The 17,940-nt window shown below is 31.0% G+C and carries 20 protein-coding genes and 3 tRNA genes; 8 read left to right on the top strand and 15 right to left on the bottom strand.

Features of this window, described 5'->3' with window-relative positions:
* Positions 1 to 571: hypothetical protein (locus PHI88_02945; protein ID MDD5552085.1), on the bottom strand; the 571-nt coding region annotated here is incomplete at its 3' end.
* Between the two features lie 121 nt (positions 572 to 692).
* Here PHI88_02945 and PHI88_02940 point away from each other — a divergent pair.
* The gene (locus PHI88_02940) at positions 693 to 2,696 is read left to right on the top strand and encodes a hypothetical protein (GenBank protein MDD5552084.1); all 2,004 of its coding nucleotides are present in this window, start codon (positions 693 to 695) and stop codon (positions 2,694 to 2,696) included.
* A gap of 65 nt (positions 2,697 to 2,761) precedes the next feature.
* Here PHI88_02940 and PHI88_02935 read toward each other — a convergent pair whose 3' ends face one another.
* The 10 genes from PHI88_02935 to PHI88_02890 form a co-directional block, all read right to left on the bottom strand.
* Positions 2,762 to 3,355: a class D sortase gene (locus tag PHI88_02935; protein ID MDD5552083.1), complete on the bottom strand. Its 594-nt coding sequence runs from the start codon at positions 3,353 to 3,355 to the stop codon at positions 2,762 to 2,764.
* A gap of 76 nt (positions 3,356 to 3,431) precedes the next feature.
* Positions 3,432 to 4,052, bottom strand: a complete 621-nt coding sequence (locus tag PHI88_02930) for a hypothetical protein (protein ID MDD5552082.1) — start codon at positions 4,050 to 4,052, stop codon at positions 3,432 to 3,434.
* Between the two features lie 65 nt (positions 4,053 to 4,117).
* Positions 4,118 to 4,921, bottom strand: a complete 804-nt coding sequence (locus tag PHI88_02925; GenBank protein ID MDD5552081.1) for a hypothetical protein — start codon at positions 4,919 to 4,921, stop codon at positions 4,118 to 4,120.
* A gap of 74 nt (positions 4,922 to 4,995) precedes the next feature.
* The gene (locus PHI88_02920; protein ID MDD5552080.1) at positions 4,996 to 5,736 is read right to left on the bottom strand and encodes an SDR family NAD(P)-dependent oxidoreductase; all 741 of its coding nucleotides are present in this window, start codon (positions 5,734 to 5,736) and stop codon (positions 4,996 to 4,998) included.
* A 124-nt stretch (positions 5,737 to 5,860) separates the two neighbouring features.
* Complete coding sequence (locus PHI88_02915) at positions 5,861 to 6,136, bottom strand: hypothetical protein (GenBank protein ID MDD5552079.1); 276 nt, start codon at positions 6,134 to 6,136, stop codon at positions 5,861 to 5,863.
* Between the two features lie 145 nt (positions 6,137 to 6,281).
* Entirely contained in the window at positions 6,282 to 6,893 is a 612-nt protein-coding gene (locus PHI88_02910) for an HAD family hydrolase (GenBank protein MDD5552078.1), read from the bottom strand.
* 317 nt (positions 6,894 to 7,210) lie between these two features.
* Positions 7,211 to 7,741, bottom strand: coding sequence for a hypothetical protein (locus tag PHI88_02905; protein MDD5552077.1), 531 nt, complete (start codon positions 7,739 to 7,741; stop codon positions 7,211 to 7,213).
* Positions 7,742 to 7,761: 20 nt separating this feature from the next.
* Positions 7,762 to 8,253, bottom strand: a complete 492-nt coding sequence (locus PHI88_02900) for a hypothetical protein (GenBank protein ID MDD5552076.1) — start codon at positions 8,251 to 8,253, stop codon at positions 7,762 to 7,764.
* The gene (locus tag PHI88_02895) at positions 8,237 to 8,734 is read right to left on the bottom strand and encodes a DUF4065 domain-containing protein (GenBank protein MDD5552075.1); all 498 of its coding nucleotides are present in this window, start codon (positions 8,732 to 8,734) and stop codon (positions 8,237 to 8,239) included. Before PHI88_02895 ends, PHI88_02900 begins: the two co-directional genes overlap by 17 nt.
* 236 nt (positions 8,735 to 8,970) lie before the next feature.
* On the bottom strand, positions 8,971 to 10,239 hold the full coding sequence (locus PHI88_02890; GenBank protein MDD5552074.1) for a DNA methyltransferase: 1,269 nt from the start codon (positions 10,237 to 10,239) through the stop codon (positions 8,971 to 8,973).
* 308 nt (positions 10,240 to 10,547) lie between these two features.
* Here PHI88_02890 and PHI88_02885 point away from each other — a divergent pair, with 308 nt between their 5' ends.
* The 5 genes from PHI88_02885 (at position 10,548) to PHI88_02865 (ending at position 12,705) form a co-directional block, all read left to right on the top strand.
* On the top strand, positions 10,548 to 11,468 hold the full coding sequence (locus PHI88_02885; protein ID MDD5552073.1) for a hypothetical protein: 921 nt from the start codon (positions 10,548 to 10,550) through the stop codon (positions 11,466 to 11,468).
* Between the two features lie 85 nt (positions 11,469 to 11,553).
* Entirely contained in the window at positions 11,554 to 11,817 is a 264-nt protein-coding gene (locus tag PHI88_02880) for a DUF5659 domain-containing protein (protein ID MDD5552072.1), read from the top strand.
* Positions 11,818 to 11,854: 37 nt separating this feature from the next.
* Complete coding sequence (locus PHI88_02875) at positions 11,855 to 12,022, top strand: hypothetical protein (protein ID MDD5552071.1); 168 nt, start codon at positions 11,855 to 11,857, stop codon at positions 12,020 to 12,022.
* Between the two features lie 12 nt (positions 12,023 to 12,034).
* Positions 12,035 to 12,319 carry a hypothetical protein gene (locus PHI88_02870; protein MDD5552070.1) on the top strand — a complete coding sequence of 95 codons (285 nt, stop codon included), beginning with the start codon at positions 12,035 to 12,037 and terminating at the stop codon, positions 12,317 to 12,319.
* Between the two features lie 92 nt (positions 12,320 to 12,411).
* On the top strand, positions 12,412 to 12,705 hold the full coding sequence (locus PHI88_02865) for a hypothetical protein (GenBank protein ID MDD5552069.1): 294 nt from the start codon (positions 12,412 to 12,414) through the stop codon (positions 12,703 to 12,705).
* A gap of 2,009 nt (positions 12,706 to 14,714) precedes the next feature.
* Here PHI88_02865 and PHI88_02860 read toward each other — a convergent pair.
* The 4 genes from PHI88_02860 to PHI88_02845 all read right to left on the bottom strand — a co-directional run bounded on the left by PHI88_02860 (position 14,715) and on the right by PHI88_02845 (position 15,688).
* A tRNA-Asp gene (locus PHI88_02860) sits at positions 14,715 to 14,791 on the bottom strand.
* 13 nt (positions 14,792 to 14,804) lie between these two features.
* Positions 14,805 to 14,875, bottom strand: a tRNA-Ser gene (locus PHI88_02855).
* The gene (locus tag PHI88_02850; protein ID MDD5552068.1) at positions 14,864 to 15,544 is read right to left on the bottom strand and encodes a helix-turn-helix domain-containing protein; all 681 of its coding nucleotides are present in this window, start codon (positions 15,542 to 15,544) and stop codon (positions 14,864 to 14,866) included. The genes PHI88_02855 and PHI88_02850 overlap by 12 nt, the downstream gene beginning before the upstream one ends.
* Before the next feature lie 70 nt (positions 15,545 to 15,614).
* Positions 15,615 to 15,688, bottom strand: a tRNA-Met gene (locus tag PHI88_02845).
* Between the two features lie 87 nt (positions 15,689 to 15,775).
* Here PHI88_02845 and PHI88_02840 point away from each other — a divergent pair.
* Positions 15,776 to 16,435 (top strand): hypothetical protein, encoded by a 660-nt coding sequence (locus PHI88_02840; protein ID MDD5552067.1) that lies wholly within the window; start codon positions 15,776 to 15,778, stop codon positions 16,433 to 16,435.
* Positions 16,436 to 16,561: 126 nt separating this feature from the next.
* On the top strand, positions 16,562 to 17,940 hold a 1,379-nt coding region (locus PHI88_02835; protein MDD5552066.1), incomplete at its 3' end, for an RtcB family protein.

Here is a 17,940-nt window from a genome sequence, read left to right as displayed (position 1 = left end):
TCCACCTTATTTTGTTAATAATAATTTTATTTTTACGCGAAAGAATGTCTCCCAAAAATCTATCATTAATATTAAAACGGTAATTAAATTCTTTAAGATTCATTGCTGTCCATCTTAATTCTTTTCCTATATCGCTCTCTATTTTTTTAATCGCTTTTGAAATATTATTTTGTGAAATGTTGTCGCCGACAAAGAGAACATCAACTGGTGATTTTCTTTCTTTTAAAAATTCTCCTGATAAAAATAGAAGTTTTACCCTTGGAACTTTCTTAAAAACTATTTTTGCTTCACCAAACAATATTGGAGAAGCGCTAATTACCATACTCCTTAGTTCGGGTAAAAACGGAAATTTTAAATTAAGATTATAATAAACAAACTTTTTTTGTTTCTTTCTTAAAAGAAGATGGATTTTTTGCATCTTTTCCAATTCCATTTTTGCTGCCTTTGAAGAAATCTGGCATTTCTTTGCAACTTCTTTTGAAGTAAATTCTGCTTCTTTATTTTGAAAAAAAAGATTAAGAACCTTTGGTCTTGATTTTGATCCAAGTAAAATTTCGAGCTCTTTAGCCATAAATTTTATAATGTTTATTAGTTTATATTACCAAATTTTAGCAAAAATAAAAATATTATTTGTAGTGTTGCTAAAAATCATCAAATAATATAAAATAAATAAATCTTGTAAAATTTCTAACATGAGAATTAAAGAAATAATCCTCGATAAAAAGGAACCAACTGTTTATTGTGAAAGCTTTGTTTACGAACCAAGTAATTTTGAAGAAGAAAAATTTGGGCGGCTTTTTATGGTAGGAAGAATAAGAAATGTATCAGAAAACTCTTTTTATCTTATAAACCTTTTAGCTTCCCGTGTTAAGAGAGAATACTACAACCTTAGGTATGCATCTGCTTATCAGGCCTTTGAAGCGGCGCTAAAAGAAGGAAATAAGGTTTTAAAAGAAAATCAAGAAAGAATAAACTGGCTTGGTAATCTTGATTTTCTTATCGCAATAGTAGATGAGAAAAAAATTTACTTTACCCTGCTCGGGAAAATGAGAAGCTTTATATTAAGAGAAGATCAAATAATAGACCTTGTAAAAGACTTGATTTTAGAAAAAGATGTACTGTTTCCTTTCTCTACAATACTCCAAAGCAATATCAAAAAAGATGATATTTTACTTTTTTCAACTTCAAATATTTTCTCAAAAGATTTTTTAATAGATAAAGCAAAGGAAGTCTTACCAATGGAAGAAGAAAAAATAGCAAGTTTAATTAATCCAGAAGATAGTGGCGTTGCTTTAATTGTAGAGACGGGAAAAACCGCCGAGGTTGTTGAAAGATTAAAACCTAGCCTTGATGTTACAAAGAAGCCAATGGCAATATCTGGATTTAAACTTCCTAAAAAAGAAAAGTTGGAAGAAGGGAAAGAGAAATTTAAGGCGGGGGTAGAGAAAAGTAAAGGCTTTGCTAAAAAAATGACAGAAAAAGGAAAAACAATCTTTAAGCCGAAAATAGAAAAAATAGGATCTTCTGTAAAAGACAAAAAAGAAGAAGTTGCGCCTCGAATAGCAATTGAAAAAATGCATTATTCACAAAAGTTTAAAACAAAAATTTCTAAACTTTTAAAACAAAAATGGATATTAATTGTAGTTGCCGCAATAATTCTATTAGGGATAATTTTTGGAATAAATCAACAACAAAAAACGCAACAATTAAGAATAATTAATCAAAAAATAGAAGAAGCGAAAGTAAAACAAGACGATAGCGAAAAATATATTATTTATGGCGACGAAGAAAAAGCTCTTCAATCATTAACAGACGGTATTGAAATTTTAGATTCTATTAAAAATCCTCCACCTGCAGAGAAAGAAGAAATCTCAAAATTAAAAGAAGAGCTAAATAAAAACATTGCTGAACTTGTGGGTAGAGAAGTCTTAGGGGATATTAAACCATTATTTACAATACCAACAAATGCAAATGAAAAAGAATGGTCTGCGAGTGGATTTGTAATCAGTAAAGATAATTTTTTTGCATTCTCAAAAAATTCAGCTTACATATATAAATGGAACAACAATGACAAAAAGGGGGAATTCGAAGAAAAAGAAGCAGATATTTTAGGAGCAACTCTTTTAAACGAACAAGCATTTTTCCTTTTATCCCCCACCTCGGTTGTAATTGATGAAAAACAAGAATCATTACAAATAGAATTTCCTTATGAAAACGTAAGTGTAACAAAATTAGATAATTTTGATGGCTATATTTATCTTTTCGACAATAAAGAGGGAGAAGTTATAAAATATAAAGCTTCGAGTTCAAATATCGGAGATCCTGATCTTTGGTTTAAAGAAAGAAATTCAGGAAAAGACGCTGTGTCAATCGCAATTGATGGCAATATTTATCTTTTATATAAAGATGGTACGATTAAAAAATATAGTGGGGGTTCACTAAAGGACGAATTTGAATCTCCAAAAACATATCCGGAGATTACTTCTGCAGCGGAAATTTTCACGTCAGAAGATAATAAATATCTTTATGTGGCCGATCCAAAAAATAATAGAGTTATGCTTATAGATGATACTGGAAACATTGAAAAAGAATATGAAAGCGATCAGTTTAAAAATATGAAAGCGATCTGGGCTAGCGCAAAAGATAAAAATATCTATGTTCTTGCCGGAAATAAAGTTTTTGAAATAAAACGATAAAAAATCTTATAAAAAAACAGCTTTTTAAAAAAAGCTGTTTTTTTGTTTTGACTTTGGAAAATACTCTAATCCGGCAATTTGGCTTTTATTATTAATCTTTTCTTTGCAGTCCCTATCGGCCAACAAGTCATTAAGGTTAGTTGTTCTTTTTTCGTCGGCTTTGTAACGCTAATTTCTGTTTTTTCAATTATTTCTTTATCAAAAACTTCATAATGATATTTTTTATTTTTATAGTAAATAATAATATTTTCTCCAACTTTTAACTCTCCAAGTTTTGCAAAAATTTTTGCATATTTACCCCATCCTATTTCAGAACTCGAATGTCCGAAAATAAAAATATTACTTCCCTCGCCGGGAAACGCCGTGCCTTTCATATGAGCAACTCCTTTTTTCAATTCTCTTTTATAAATATTTTTATTTGCACCATCTACATTTTTTACAATAGGGGCAAAAACATTAATTTTATCAATTTTAATACCAAAATTTTTTATAACCGAGCTAACCTTGTCTTCTTTTCTTGGACGAAAAAAATAATCCTTATTATCTATTTCAATATTTTTTGATATATAAAAACAACCCAAAATTATAATTAAAGATAAAAAAACACCTAAAATCAAAAGAGTAATTTTTATCTTTTTTTCTGGAATTTTTTTTGTCATGTTTTTTAAATTATATCAGAAAAACAAAAACCCAAAAATATCTTGGGTCTTTGTTCTAAAAACTTATTAAATATTCTTATTGTCCCTGGAAAAATCTTACTAACCAGCCAAAAAGACTGAACCTTCCTTCTGTTTCTTCAATTAACTCTTTTAAATTTGTATTTTCCTGTTCAAGAAGCTGTATTTGTTCTTGGATTTCTTTCTCTTGACCTTCATTTTGTAATTGATTCATAACCTGATTAAGCTCTTGAATTCTAAGTCTATTTTTCTCAATCTCTCCCTTTATTTTTTTAATCTCATTATAATCAGGACCAATTAAAAATCTCAATATTAAGTTTCTGTTTTGTATTCTGTTAAGTGCTTCTGACACACTCTCCACTGATCTTGTCTGTTCTTGAATCATTTCTTTCACATTCTCACCAATCTCAGGATTATTTTCTTCAATTTTTTCTGCTGTCTGTGTTAAATTCTGAATGGTATTTGTAACGCGCAATTTATATTCTTCTCCTTGATTAGATGTTCTTTCACGATTGGTCTCTTCTGTCTGAACCTGATTTTGACTTCCTGTCGGCGTGTTTGTTGATGCCTGTGTCTGTATTTGACTTTGTTGCTGATTCTGTTCCTGCGCCATAGTAAAATTTCCCACCAAAAATACTGCTAAAAATAAACAAAGAACGAAAGTTAAAATTTTTTTCATAATTATTATTTTATAAAAAAACGACTTTAAAAAATAACCTTTCTAATTTTTAACGATAAGTTAAACTAGACTTGTCTTTGGTTTTTTTTCATTTTTCTTAAAATTTTAATTTTTTTAAAAACATTTTTCATTTTTCTTAAAATTTTAATTTTTTCCAAAGCATTTGATTTTTTAATAATTCGAAAATAAATAAGACAACCGAGCAATATCAGTAAATATAAGGCAGCCCTTACAATGAAATATCCTTTAAAAGATGCCATTTTAATTATCCAAAACCCAACAGGATAGCCAGATAAAATCCCCCAATGCACACCATCTAAAACTAAAATGGATACCCAACTAAAAATAAAAATTAGCATATACGTTCTTTCTTTTATGCTTTTTGAGTCGTCAAGAAAAGATCCTTTTATAAAATGGTAAATAAAAAGCATGCTCAAAAGTATATTGGCTGGGAAAATAAAACCCCACATAATAATTGTATATATTGTAAAATAATCAAAACCGACAAACATTAATGAAAAAATACCAAAAGCAGAATAAAGCACCCAAACTAACGGCAAAACGGTATTGAAAAATCTTCCTCCTGTAAAATACAATGCAGATCCTCTGTAAAAAAAGAGATAAGAAAGCAAAAGAAAAAAAGAAGAAAAACAATACAAAACCAAGAGAGAGTCATAATTAATTTTTATGCCTAAATTAATAATAAATATTGGAAAATGAACTAAAGACGTAATTGCAAATCCAATTAAATAATGCTGAAAAAAAGCCTTTTTGTTTGAAAGGCTATTTTTGATAACAAGAAAAAATAAAATAAAACTGGAAATAGCAGGAACAGCAGTCACAAATAGAGAGGGAAATAAATCTAACATATTGATACCTTATTTTTAAATTATATCACAAAACTTTATACAGTAAAGAAATAGCGAGAATATAAACCTGAAAATTATTGAAGCGTCCATCCACCATCAACAATAACTGTCTGTCCAGTTATATAATCGGCTTTTTCTGATGCCAAAAAGATAACGGTATTTGCAATGTCTTCTGACGTACCCATCCTACCTAAAGGAATCGCAGCCAACGTTTGCTTTTTAACCTCTTCGCTAGATGCTTTGCTTGCTCCTGGAGTATCAATAGAACCTGGAGCTACTGCATTTACGTTTATCTTTTTAGAAGATAGCTCTAAAGCCAATGCTCTTGTTATGCTGTTTACACCACCCTTTGAAGCACAATAATGAGATAATGATGGAAAACCAATGAAAGCGGCAATTGAAGAAATATTTATAATCTTTGCGCCTTTCTCCATTACTTTTGCTGCGGCCTGTGAACACAAAAAAACGCTTTTTAAATTAACATTTAAAACTTTATCCCAATCTTCTTCTTTCATTTCTAAAAAAGGAACAAAAGGAAAAATACCAGCGTTATTTACAAGAATATCTAACTTACCAAATTTTTCTGTGGTCTTTGCAATTAAATTATCAACTTCTTCTTTTTTTGAAACATCGCATTTTATTGCTAAAGCCTCAACTCCTATATTTTCTATTTCCTTGGAAACTTTATCACAATTCTCTTGATTAATGTCACTAACCACGACGTTACATCTTTCTTTAGCTAGGACAGTCGCTATTCCATAGCCAATTCCCTGCCCCGCACCGGTAACAATTGCTATTTTGTTTTTAAAATCCATAAATTTTTTAAGCTAGCAAATTTAATGTGCCAACTTTTTTAATAATCAACTTTAACCTTTAATAAATTATATCATAAACAAAAAACCTCTACAAAGTAAAAGTAGAGGATTTTTGTAAGGAAAGTTATTCTTTTTCTTCGGGAGGAAGTTTACCAAATTTCCTATCTAAATTTATTAATTTTGGTTTATATTCCTCCATTGCCTGCTTCATGGCCTCTCTGTGCTCTAAGCCCTGGTCTTTAAGTTCAAAAAATCTCTTATCCATCGCCGTTACTATTTCGTCTAGTTCATCATTATATTGTTCTTCTTCTGATCCAATATTTTCTTTTTTGTTTTGTTTTTCTATAATGTCTTTTTCAAAATTTTTTTCTTCTATGTTTGGTTTTTCAAATGAAGACATAAAATATTAGTTAAATTTCTTTTGACTTTAGACCTTTAATATATTCTACCAAAAAACCTCTACTTTGTAGAGGTCTGGGGGCTGCGGGCTTGCCCGCCGAAGCTTTAGCGTAGGCGGGGCGTAGTAGACAATGTTAGAACTGTGGTTAATTTAAGATTTTAACAATCTCGTCTAAATCTTCTATCAGAAAATCAGGGTTCTTTTTTGATAGTTTTTCTTTTAGTTGATAACCCCAACAAACCGCAACAGTTGTTACTCCAACGCTTTTCCCAGCATCTATATCGTGAGTCATGTCCCCCAAATAAGAAGTCTCTTTGGCTATAAAATTATTTTTTTCTAGTATTCCCTTTATTGCTTTTACTTTATCGTGAACACTACTATTTATATCCACAAAGAAATCTTGAAAATTATACCTTTCCATTTCTTCTTTAACTTTTTCTTCAGGGTGTGAACTTAATAACACAATTCTTATGCCCTTCCTTTTTAAGTCTTCTAATGTTTTTTTTGCTTTTGGAAAAGGCTTTGGGCCATCAACTAAGCTAAATTCTTGAAAGAATAAATCATCTACTTTTTCTTTTGGGGTATCAGTGAATTTCCTATAGAAATTCATATATGGGAGAACAAATTCTTTTTTATACTCTTTAAAGCTTAATTCTTTTAACCCAAGCCTTCGGAAGACACCCATTGTTCCTTTATAAACCGGTATTATATCATTGCTTAAAACTCCAGACCAATCAAAAATAATATTTTTTATCATAGTAAAATTATAATTTTCTATTCTATCAAAAAATCTCTATAAAGTTTCCCTTCATTTATCTTCTTTTCCTACCCTTACCAGTAGAGCGTGTTTTCGCACAACCACCACGACCACGATTAACTCTAACTCCCTTACCTGAACCATCTCTTTTTGGCACTCCTTTTTTCGCCATAGTTTTATATCTTAATTTAAATTTCCAACCTTTAGCTCATTCTACCAAAAAACCTCTACTTTGTAGAGGCTTGGGGCTGCGGGGCATCGTGGACAATGTTAGAACTGAGGTTAGGGGAAAAATGGGATGTCTTTTACTACTAAAATTACAATGCTTCCTTTAAGTTATTATTAACAAGATTACGCAAATTCTTAAGATATATTATGTATAAACGACATCTTTCAATATCCTTAATAAAATCTTTCTCGCCCGACCAAATAAGATGCTTACACATAATGAATCTATGATTGCCATCAGCTAAAATACCCCAAAATCCTTTTATAAATCTCTTAAAAGGATTATTATATGCAAACGCAAGAAAAATTGGCTCACGCAATCCTTCTCTTTTTAGATCTCCGATAGTTACCTTTCCTTCTTCTTCTTTCTCTTCCCTAAGAAATGATTTATAATGGTCTTCTTTTTCTTCTATGATGTATTTAAAAGATTTAGCGACTTCTTTCCCCATTAAATTTAAATGATGTTTGGAAAGAGGAGAAAAATTATTAATTTTATCCCAAGCTTCTTGTCCAATAAATGGAATTGGATCACTATTAGTTCTCGGTATTTTATCCCAGTTAATTTCAGCTTCTCCTTTTAATTTTTTCTCCTGCTTTTCGATAAATTTTTCAGTTGCCATATTCTCTTCAAAAAAATAAATTAATGAGTATTTAGATGAATTTCCTTCGCAGAAACAAAATAAAATATATTCTTTACAAAGAAAAAGAAAATCCTGCCTCCACTTCCTAAAAATTCTGTTTCATGCAGGACAACAATGTCGGGAGGAAGATTTCGGAAAAGTTCTTTATATTCATTATTACAATCATATCTCCTAATAGAATCTCTTATAAATCCAGATCCTTCAAGTTTATTTTTAGAAAAAGAGCTGATTTTTTTTATTTTATTAAATAGGCCTCTTAAAAAAGTAATGTCTTTCCCATTTATCTGATTTTCTGGAAAATAAAAAAAACTCACTAAGAGTTTTTTATCTTCTATGTCTTCTTCTAATAGGGCTTTTTCTTCGGGAATTAGGGAAGCTCCAGGCTTCCTCTTTGCTATTTTCTCTAGCTCATCAAAATTATCTTCTGTATAATGGGGTGCCTTGCTCTTAAATATTTTTAATATTTCTTGCCATCTATTTTGCCATTTCATCTTCATGCAACTTCTTGCTATAATATTTTCTCATTTCATCGGGAGATATCACATTATTAGAATGCTGACCCTCAGATAAACCCTTCCTTGCATTTTGCCAGGGAAATTCATTATGGGTAAGCAACTCTAGGTATTCCCCGTCATATTTGCCATAAACACGCCAAACTTCATCTAGAATCTTTTTCTCTTCATTGCTAAAGCAATTTAATTCCTTCTCTGATAGGTCTAAATCGTTCAAATCAACACTCTTTAACGAGCTCCAAACATTAGGAACTACAGGACCTCGTATCCACGCTTCGATTTTATCCTCAAACAATTTTTTCTTATTAAAAACGAGGTTCCAGGCTTGTGCGTAATATAACAACTTCTGTAGTTTCAAACTATCAATGCCCTTTTTTTCTTTTTTATCTTTTTTAATAAAATAATAAGCAGTCAAAAGTGCTTTATTTTTCTCACATTTATCAGTTTTTTCAATTTCCATGGATATTTTTCTATTGTAACAAAAAATAATTGTCAAGTAAATCAATCCAATTTTCTGTTCTTTTACGATTATCCTACTTATTTAAGTCTTTTGTCTCTGCAACCTTCGACATTATTATTTTATAAACAAAAAAGCATTTATCTTCAGCACTTCTCTCTTTTCGTGCTCAATTTGCATAACAAAAATTTCAGCTAATTTTTCAGCTGCTTCTTCTGCTAGTTTTTTATTTTTATCATCTATACTATTGGTCTTTTCTTTTCTAATAACTCTTTTATGGTAATTAATTTTATCTCTAAATCTCCTTTGTTTTTTATTCGTGCTACCTCTTCGTGAGCACCCCTAGTAAAGCTAAATGCAACGATATAACCTTTTTTATATTTTGCTCTTTTTAACGCTGTCTCAAAATTATCTACTACATTACGTCCCACTTTATCAGATTGTTTTACCTGTATTCCTGCTGACTTAGTTAAGATACTTTCAGGATAATAACCATCTAACCCCATATCCCCTACTTTCTTTCTGCTTGCATTGGCTCTCATTTTATCTATTACCACCCAATTTTGGAATTCAAAAGGTTCTAACTTTCTTACTTCTTCTACTGTTGTGGGCAAGCCCACAACAGTATAATTTATACCTTCTACCGTCCCTAGACTTTTCTTTAATCTTCTTTCCATTATTTTAATCGCTGTTGGTGAAATATCTATGCCTATCCATTTTCTTCCTAATCTCTGAGCAACAGCAATAGTCGTTCCACAACCACAAAAGAAATCAGCCACTACATCGCCTTCATTTGAAGATGCTTTAATAATTTTTTCTAAAAGTGCCTCTGGTTTCTGAGTAGGATAACCTACTCTTTCGTTAGAAGTAGAAGCCATTAAAGAAATATCCCAAACATCGGTTTCTGGAGCTCCTTCTTTTGGATAACATTTACCATAGTATACGGTGCCATCAGTTCTCCTTCTTTTTATTAAAGCAAAATGTCGCCCATTAGAATCTATTTTATTATATCTTCCCATAGAAGGATCTTTATATGGTTTATACAGGGAATTAAAGATATAATTTTTACTTTTAGTATAGAAAAAAATAGTATCATGTTTTCTTGGAAAGCCTGATTTTCTTACTGTTGCTCTTGCTCCGTAATTCCAAATTATCTCATTTTGGAAATTCTCTCCACCAAAAATCTCATCTAACATAATTCTTATATGGGAGTTAGCATGCCAGTCGCAATGTATATAAAAAGATCCTGTTTTTTTTAAAACTTCATACATTACTTGAACTCTTGGTTTCAACCAACCTATATAATGCTCTACTCCACCTTCCCATCTGTCTTTATAGCTTCTGACTTCTGCTTCGTCTCCCCAAACTACTTCATACTGCTTATGAGTAAAAAAGGGCGGATCAATATAAATTAAATCTACGCTATTTTTAGGAAGTTTAGATAATTCCTCTAAATTATCACCACAAATTAGTTTATTTTTTTTCCAAAGTTTCTTTTGTTTTGGCATTGTCGCTGAGGTTTTTATTTTATTATCACTATGTTGTAAATAAAAAGGATCTCCCAACACAGCGATAGTCCTTTCGGACTAACCAATGCTCTTTCGAGCATTGACCTCAGCGACGAAGTGCTGGTCAGAAGACCCTTCTTGTCGCTGAGGCTTTAAGAGGCCATATCCATTAAGGACTTAGGCTGATTTAAACGTTCAAACTTTACAAATAAATAATATCATAAATTAATAAATGATAAAAGCAGAAAGACCATTGAGAAAATAAGTAAAAAGTGGCAATATGAAGAAAAATAAATATAAAAATTAATATGAAAAAAGATCAAGCTAAAATTCTAAAAAAAGTCAGTAAAATTAATACTGACTTACTAAAATTGCTGTCCGAGAATAAAGAATTCAAGCAAGAGATACAAGAAATAAGAAAAAAATTTAAAATCCCAAAAGATGGTTTTAAAGAAAACAAAGATGCGGAAGAATGGTTCCAAAAACTGGAAAAAAAATCAGATAAAATAATGGATAATGAAACTTTTAACCTTAAAGAGAGAACTTTATTTGAGAAAAAAAGGAAGGGAGAATTTGAAACAAATACTAACTTTGAAAAGATTTTAAATAGCTTTAAAAGAAAAAACATTCCCCTTATTGATTTTCAAGAAACTGTAAAAGATATTATAAGAAAATATAAACTTCCTAATAACTTCTATGATGCAATCCGGTTATATATTATGTATGGTAAGTTTAATTTTGTCCCTTCTGCTAATTTCTCCATAGGATTTGATGCTAGAAAAAATCAAATATATTTAGTTCCTTATAATAGGTTAACCAGAGACGAAGGAATCTTTGCGATAAATGAATTGAATAGAGCAATGCAAAATGTCAAAAATAGAAAAGCTGAAGTTTTTAAAAATTTCAATTATGCTCGTGCAGAAGAAAATTTAAAGCCTTATTATAACATTAATAGAGATATAAGAATAGCAAAAAAGATGGAAAGAAGATTTAAAAAATATGAAGAGGAACCAAGCTTTTATCTTAAAAAAGTAAAAGAAAGATACGGACAAAAAGAATATGAAAAAGCAAAAAAGAAACAAAGTGTTGAGGGTCTTCAAACTACAAAAAAAACAATCTTTAAATATACTAGTGAAGAAATAGCAGAAGAAGAATTAGGAAATAAAAATAAAGCACCTACAGTAAGAAAAGCCTATGAAAGATATAAAAAAAGGCAAAATTTTGTGTGACATTGTTAATGCTCCTTAGTGTCACAACGAAAAAAATATATTTATGTTAAACCGTGTTATAAACACGGTTTTTAATTTTTAAAATATGAATGAAGATAAATATTTCAAAACAACTAACTTTTATTTAGCAGCCTTTCTTTTCGCTAAAGGATTAGAACTTGTAAATATTGATAAAATTACAGATCCGAAAAGAGCTAGGTTTGTTTTTATTGATTCTCCAGAAAGAGAAATTTATCTGGAGACTTTTAATTTTGGAAAAGAAAACTCTCCAGAAATAATGGTTGATGCCCGTAAGTTAATAACAGCAATAAGGGCAGTTAAAGACAAACTCTACCAGGATAAATTTTAATATGGTCTTAACCGATCAACAAATAAAAAAATTTCAAATGATTTACAGGGATCAGTTCGGAAAAGAAATCAGCAGAAAAAAGGCTTATGAAAAAGGAGTTAAACTCATTCAGCTTATGAGGTTAATTTACAAACCAATAACAGAAAAAGAATATAAACAACTACAAAAACGTCGAGAAGAAACCAAAGAAATTAAGAAAAGTTAAGATTTTAAAAACATGAGATCACTTGAGAGAAGATTTAATAATATAGCAGATAAAAATCCTTTCTGGAGTTCTTATATTTGCTTTAGTAAAGCAATAGATGGACAAAAATTCTCAAAGCAAATTATCTCTCGTTATTTTAATAAGTTAGTAAGCAAGGAAGACTATAACAGAAGTGACAAAAGAGAAATTTTGAGACAGTTGTTTGAACTCTCTAAAATTGGCATGAATTTGGATGGCAAAAGAGAAAATCAGCTGAAAGATAAGATTCCTGTTAAAACAGGTAAAAACAAGAGCTAAGGGCCAGAAAAATAAGCTGAGGACAACCAATTTTGATAGTAAATAGCCGTTTTTAATCGGTAAAAAACGGGAAAGGTATAATTCCTTAAAATATGAAAATAAATATCACAGAATTAAAATTTACCATAAAAAAAGCCGAGGGTGAAAAACATCCAAACCTCCTTGCTTATGTTTCTATTCTCCTTAAAGAAGAATCTGGGGAATATCTTTCGTTCTCTGGATTTACGCTTTGGAAAAGTAATTATGGAGGTTACAACCTAGAAGTTCCAGGCAAAAGAGGTTTTAAATATTGTTTAATAGAAAAAAGTCTTCTAAAAAAGATAAAAGAAGAAGTAATTAAAAAATACGAATATAAAGATATCCCAGTAATAGAAGATGAAAAATAACACAGTTTTACTATAGTAGTATTTAATAAGCTTATTACTATAGTAAATACTATAATATAAACTATAGTCTATATTATTCTTCTAAGAGAAGGAAATATAAATATCTTTTTTAAAAAAAGAAATTAAAAAGTTTATTTTTATAAGAGATGTGTTATAATATTTACGGACACAGTTTTTAAGCTTTATGACTATAAAGGGGCAGCCCTATCAGTTGGTCGTAAGGTTAACTGTGTCCAGGGTTGTCCCTTTTTAATCACTGATAAAACAGAGAAAAAACAGAGAAAATGCACTGGGAAAACACCGATAAAAAACGGAAAAATTAAATCGTTGATAAAACAACGAAAAAACAATAACAGTTTCCCTGAAAATACAGGGAAAAAGCAGGGTAACGATGCTGTAATATCAGCATAAAAACAGCCATGGAAAATAGAATTAAATATTTCCTTTACGCAAGGAAATCATCAGAAGGAGAAGATAAACAAGTTCAGTCTATTGAGGACCAAGTTAATCGATTAAAAGAAGTTGCTAGTGATTTCGGTTTGAGTATCAAAAAAATCTATACAGAAGCTAAATCAGCTAAAAAACCTAATAACCGCCCCGTCTTTGATGAAATGATTCAAAGAATTGAAGATGGTGAAGCTGACGGAATTATATGTTGGCAAATTAACAGACTATCTCGTAATCCTATTGATAGTGGAAAAATAAGTTGGCTTTTACAACAAGGAATAATTAAATCAATCAGAACTATAGAAAGAAATTATTTACCCGAAGATAATGTCTTAATTTTCAATGTTGAAAGCGGAATGGCTAATCAATTTATTTTAGACCTAAGTAAAAATGTAAAAAGAGGTTTGCGAAGTAAGCTTGATAAAGGATGGCTACCCTGTTCTGCTCCTCTTGGTTATCTTAATACCAAAACTGAACCACGTGGAGAAAACTACATCATCAAAGACCCTGAACGTTTTGATCTAATTCAAAAAGCGTGGAATTTAATGCTAACTGGAAATTATACACCTCCGCAAATATTAAATATTTTAAATGAAGAATGGGGATTCAGAACAAGAAGGGAGAAAAAAAGAGGAGATAAACCAATGTCTCGAAGCACTATTTACAGAGTTTTTACCAATCCCTTTTATGCTGGAATTATTGAATATTCAGGAGAAACTTATGAAGGCAAGCATGAAAAGATGATAACCCTTGAAGAATTTGACCGAGTTCAGATTATTTTGGGAAGGAAAGGAAAACCAAGACCAAAAAAATATAAATTCCCTTTTACTGGTTTAATTCGCTGTGGAGAATGCGGATGCTCTATTACTGCCATAGAAAAAACAAAAATTATAAAAGAGATAGGTAAACTTAAAACATATACTTATTATTTCTGCACACGCAAGAAAAAAGATATTGAATGCTCTCAGAGAAAATCTATTACAGCGGGAGATTTAGAATTGCAGATTGAAAGAGAACTTGAGAAATATACTATTCTTCCACAATTTAGAGAATGGGCTTTGGAAATATTAAATGAATCAAACGATAAAGAAATTGAAGAGAGAGCTAAAATCCATGAAAGTCAGTCTAAAGATTTATTGAAGGCTCAAAAGGAATTAGACAACCTTACTAAAATGAGGTATCGAGATTTAATTAATGACGAAGAATTTATAAAACAACGAAATCCGCTCCAGGATAAAATTAGAAGACTTAAAGATAGATTAAGAGAAATCGAAAATAGAGCTGAAAAATGGCTAGAACTAACCGAAAAAACCTTTGATTTTGCAACTTATGCTCGTAAAGCTTTTATTACGGGAAATTTAGAAACTAAAAAAGAAATACTTATATCATTAGGTCAGAACCCAACATTAAAAGACGGAAAACTTAGTATACAAGGGCATGAATGGCTACAACCAATTAAAAGTGGCTATCCTGCCCTAGAAAAAAAATATCTAAGGTTAGAACCGACAAAAAACCTTATAAATAAAAGAAAAACAGAGGCTATTGCCTCTATTCGTGCCGACTGGCGGGGACGACCGGATTTGAACCGGCAACCTTCGCTGTGACAGAGCGATGATCTAACCAGTTGATCTACGTCCCCGTTTTAATTTTGTTGCCGAGGTTGGGAATCGAACCCACGTTGACCGCTTATGAGACGGCCTTAGAGGCCACTCTACTCCCCGGCGATTAATATCGCATCTATTAATCCCTGAATTTTATAATATAAATCTGCGCTTCTACGAACTTTGATAGTAAGTGTTCCGTAGTGTTCTTTAAAATTTTTATAAATTTTTTTATTTTTAGATTTTATTAAGGTCGTTTTTGTAAACTGACTTAATGGAATGCCCGTAATTCTGGACCAATATTCTTCAACCTCATTAGTCCTATTTTGATGAATTTTGTTTATGCCTATATAAAGAGTAAATCTATTGTTTTTTATTCCCCATACTTTTTTAAAAAAATCAATTGCAAACTTTATTATATCTGGGTTTGAATTTGAAATTTTAACAACATTACTCTTTTTTAATCCTTCCCCTAAATATAACGAAAGCCCAGCTATTAATAAATCTCTTTTTGAAAGCTTACCTATTTCTTTGATTCCTTCTTTTTTAAATTCCTCTATTTTTGTCAGTTTTCTTTGTTGCTGTATTTTTGCTCCTTTTATTCTTCCTTTATAACCTCCTACAATCATTTTTTGATGTAATTCATTAATTTGTTTTTCTGTTAATTTTACGTTTCTGCACCAAATACTGACTGAGCTTTTTGAAACTTTCAAATCTTTTGCTATTTCCTTAATGCTCTTTCCTTTTTTTCTAAGATCAATCGCCTTAATTCTCTCTTTAGATTTTGACATATAGAACCTTCGGTTTATAATAATATCTATATTATAATCGAGGTTCTAAATATTTACAATACTTTTAACGTGGTCGCGGAGCCTGGATTTGCACCAGGGTCTCGGGCTTATGGGACCCGCGAGATACTACTTCTCTACTCCGCTGTTTTGCTGTTGAAACACGCCCGCAATCCTTTATAATATAATATATCTGATATTTTTTTCAAGGTCGCAAAAATTAACAAAATAAATATGTATACATACACTGATTTTAATTCAATAATACAAAACGTAAAAAACTTAGAGCCCATACTAAGAGGGCTTGTTGCTATACTTTTTGTGCTCGGTGGCTGGTTAACCGGGAGTATTTTGGGAAGAATTATTGTAGTGTTTCTTAATAAGTTTAAATTCAACCAAGTAATTAAAAGACTTGGATGGCAAAATACGCTCGAGAGAGCTGAATTTCATATAGATGGCTCAAGGTTCTTTGGCAAAATAGTAGAGTGGATAATTTTTATTATCTTTTTAATGCTTGCCTTTGATGTTGCTGGTATAAATTATGTATCTAACCTTTTAGGAAAAGTAGCTAGTTATTTACCAAACATTATTATTGCCTCTTTAATTTTCATTGCTGCTATTTTTATCTCTGATTTTTCTTACAGAATTGTTGTTGCTTCAACTGGTGAAAAAGTATCCCACTCAAAACTTATAGGCGTGATATTAAGAACAATAATTTGGATATTTGCAACATTGGCAATACTTCTTCAGCTCGGAATAGCTCCGGATATCATAAGAGCAATTGCCTATGGATTAATTGGAATGGTAGCTCTTGCCGGAGGACTTGCATTTGGGCTTGGTGGTAAAGATATCGCAACAGATATACTAAAAGAAATAAGAAATAAATTTTCTTAATAGTATCTTTTTGTAAATAATCTAATATGAATATAAAAAAGGAAGATTTTAAAAAAATCGAAGATTGGCTTTGGCCCAATAGTACTCCGACGTTACGTCGGAAACTACAGGGTAAAGAAATTAAAAATGATAAATAAAGATAATTTTGTCAAAATAAATGACTACTTGTGGGAAATCCCCAAGAGCTTTCGTAAAGAAATGAAAGTTCCTGCGAGAATTTATGCTTCAGAAAAGATACTTGAAAATGCGCTTTGCGATAGGTCTATTTCTCAACTTATAAACACAACAACTCTTCCAGGTATAGTAAAATATTCATTTGCAATGCCAGATATCCATGAAGGATATGATTTTCCAATTGGAGGTGTTGCAGCGACAGAATATCCAAATGGCGCTATATCTCCAGGAGGTATTGGTTTTGATCAAAATTGCGGAATGAGAATACTTTTGTCTGAGCATACAGAAGAAGATATAAATCCTTATCTTGAAAACTTAGCAAAAGAAATTCAAAAAAACGTACCCTCTGGACTTGGAAAAGGGCAAGAAACAAAACTATCTATAGAAAAAATTGATAGAATTTTAAAATACGGAGCAAAAGAAATAGTTGAAGAAAATTACGGAAAGAAAGAAGATCTTGATAACTGTGAGTCTAATGGGACACTAAAAGAAGCTGATCCTGGCGCGGTTTCAGAACACGCAAAAGATCGTGCAAAGGACCAAATAGGAACTTTAGGATCTGGCAACCATTTTATTGAGGCTCAAAGAGTTGATAAAATTTTTGATAAAGAAATTGCTAAAATATTTGGTTTATTCAAAGGACAAGTAGTTTTTATGATACACACCGGCTCGCGCGGATTGGGTCATCAAATTGCAACTGATTATATTAATTTAATGAAAAAATCAATATTAAAATACAAAATAAATTTACCGGACAGAGAATTAGCTTCTGTTCCTTTCTCTTCTCCTGAGGGTCAAAGATTTTTCTCTGCAATGTCTTGTGGTGCAAATTATGCGTGGGCAAATAGACAAATGATTTCATATTATATAAGAAAGTCAGCTAGAAAAATTCTGGGAGAAAAAATAAAATTAAAATTACTTTACGACGTTGCGCATAATATCGCAAAAATTGAAGAACACGAGATAGAAAATGAAACGAAAAAACTAATAGTGCATCGAAAAGGAGCAACAAGAGCATTTCCTCTAAAGCATCCCGAAATTCCTGAAAAATATAAAAATGTGGGACAGCCAGTTTTGATACCAGGATCAATGGGTACGGCTTCTTATATTTTAGCAGGATCAGACAAAGGAAAAGAAAGTTTTTATAGCACTTCTCATGGCAGTGGCAGGACGATGTCTCGAGGTGCTGCCATTAGAACTTTTTCAACAAAAAAAATATTAGAAGAAATGACAAATAAAGGAATTTTTGTAAGGTTTTCGTCGCCTCGCGGGCTCGTTGAGGAAGCACCAGGGGCTTACAAAAACATCGATAATGTGATAAATATAGTACA

The organism is Candidatus Paceibacterota bacterium (genome assembly GCA_028716825.1).
Classification (GTDB): domain Bacteria; phylum Patescibacteriota; class Minisyncoccia; order Minisyncoccales.
Note: the sequence above shows the minus strand (reverse complement) of the source record. Positions and strands in the feature narration are given on the sequence as shown.

Coding starts and splice junctions, on each gene's coding strand:
- PHI88_02940 (MDD5552084.1), top strand. CDS start 693: ATGAGAATTAAAGAAATAATCCTCGATAAAAAGGAACCAACTGTTTAT.
- PHI88_02935 (MDD5552083.1), bottom strand. CDS start 3,355: ATGACAAAAAAAATTCCAGAAAAAAAGATAAAAATTACTCTTTTGATT.
- PHI88_02930 (MDD5552082.1), bottom strand. CDS start 4,052: ATGAAAAAAATTTTAACTTTCGTTCTTTGTTTATTTTTAGCAGTATTT.
- PHI88_02925 (MDD5552081.1), bottom strand. CDS start 4,921: ATGTTAGATTTATTTCCCTCTCTATTTGTGACTGCTGTTCCTGCTATT.
- PHI88_02920 (MDD5552080.1), bottom strand. CDS start 5,736: ATGGATTTTAAAAACAAAATAGCAATTGTTACCGGTGCGGGGCAGGGA.
- PHI88_02915 (MDD5552079.1), bottom strand. CDS start 6,136: ATGTCTTCATTTGAAAAACCAAACATAGAAGAAAAAAATTTTGAAAAA.
- PHI88_02910 (MDD5552078.1), bottom strand. CDS start 6,893: ATGATAAAAAATATTATTTTTGATTGGTCTGGAGTTTTAAGCAATGAT.
- PHI88_02905 (MDD5552077.1), bottom strand. CDS start 7,741: ATGGCAACTGAAAAATTTATCGAAAAGCAGGAGAAAAAATTAAAAGGA.
- PHI88_02900 (MDD5552076.1), bottom strand. CDS start 8,253: ATGAAATGGCAAAATAGATGGCAAGAAATATTAAAAATATTTAAGAGC.
- PHI88_02895 (MDD5552075.1), bottom strand. CDS start 8,734: ATGGAAATTGAAAAAACTGATAAATGTGAGAAAAATAAAGCACTTTTG.
- PHI88_02890 (MDD5552074.1), bottom strand. CDS start 10,239: ATGCCAAAACAAAAGAAACTTTGGAAAAAAAATAAACTAATTTGTGGT.
- PHI88_02885 (MDD5552073.1), top strand. CDS start 10,548: ATGAAAAAAGATCAAGCTAAAATTCTAAAAAAAGTCAGTAAAATTAAT.
- PHI88_02880 (MDD5552072.1), top strand. CDS start 11,554: ATGAATGAAGATAAATATTTCAAAACAACTAACTTTTATTTAGCAGCC.
- PHI88_02875 (MDD5552071.1), top strand. CDS start 11,855: ATGATTTACAGGGATCAGTTCGGAAAAGAAATCAGCAGAAAAAAGGCT.
- PHI88_02870 (MDD5552070.1), top strand. CDS start 12,035: ATGAGATCACTTGAGAGAAGATTTAATAATATAGCAGATAAAAATCCT.
- PHI88_02865 (MDD5552069.1), top strand. CDS start 12,412: ATGAAAATAAATATCACAGAATTAAAATTTACCATAAAAAAAGCCGAG.
- PHI88_02850 (MDD5552068.1), bottom strand. CDS start 15,544: ATGTCAAAATCTAAAGAGAGAATTAAGGCGATTGATCTTAGAAAAAAA.
- PHI88_02840 (MDD5552067.1), top strand. CDS start 15,776: ATGTATACATACACTGATTTTAATTCAATAATACAAAACGTAAAAAAC.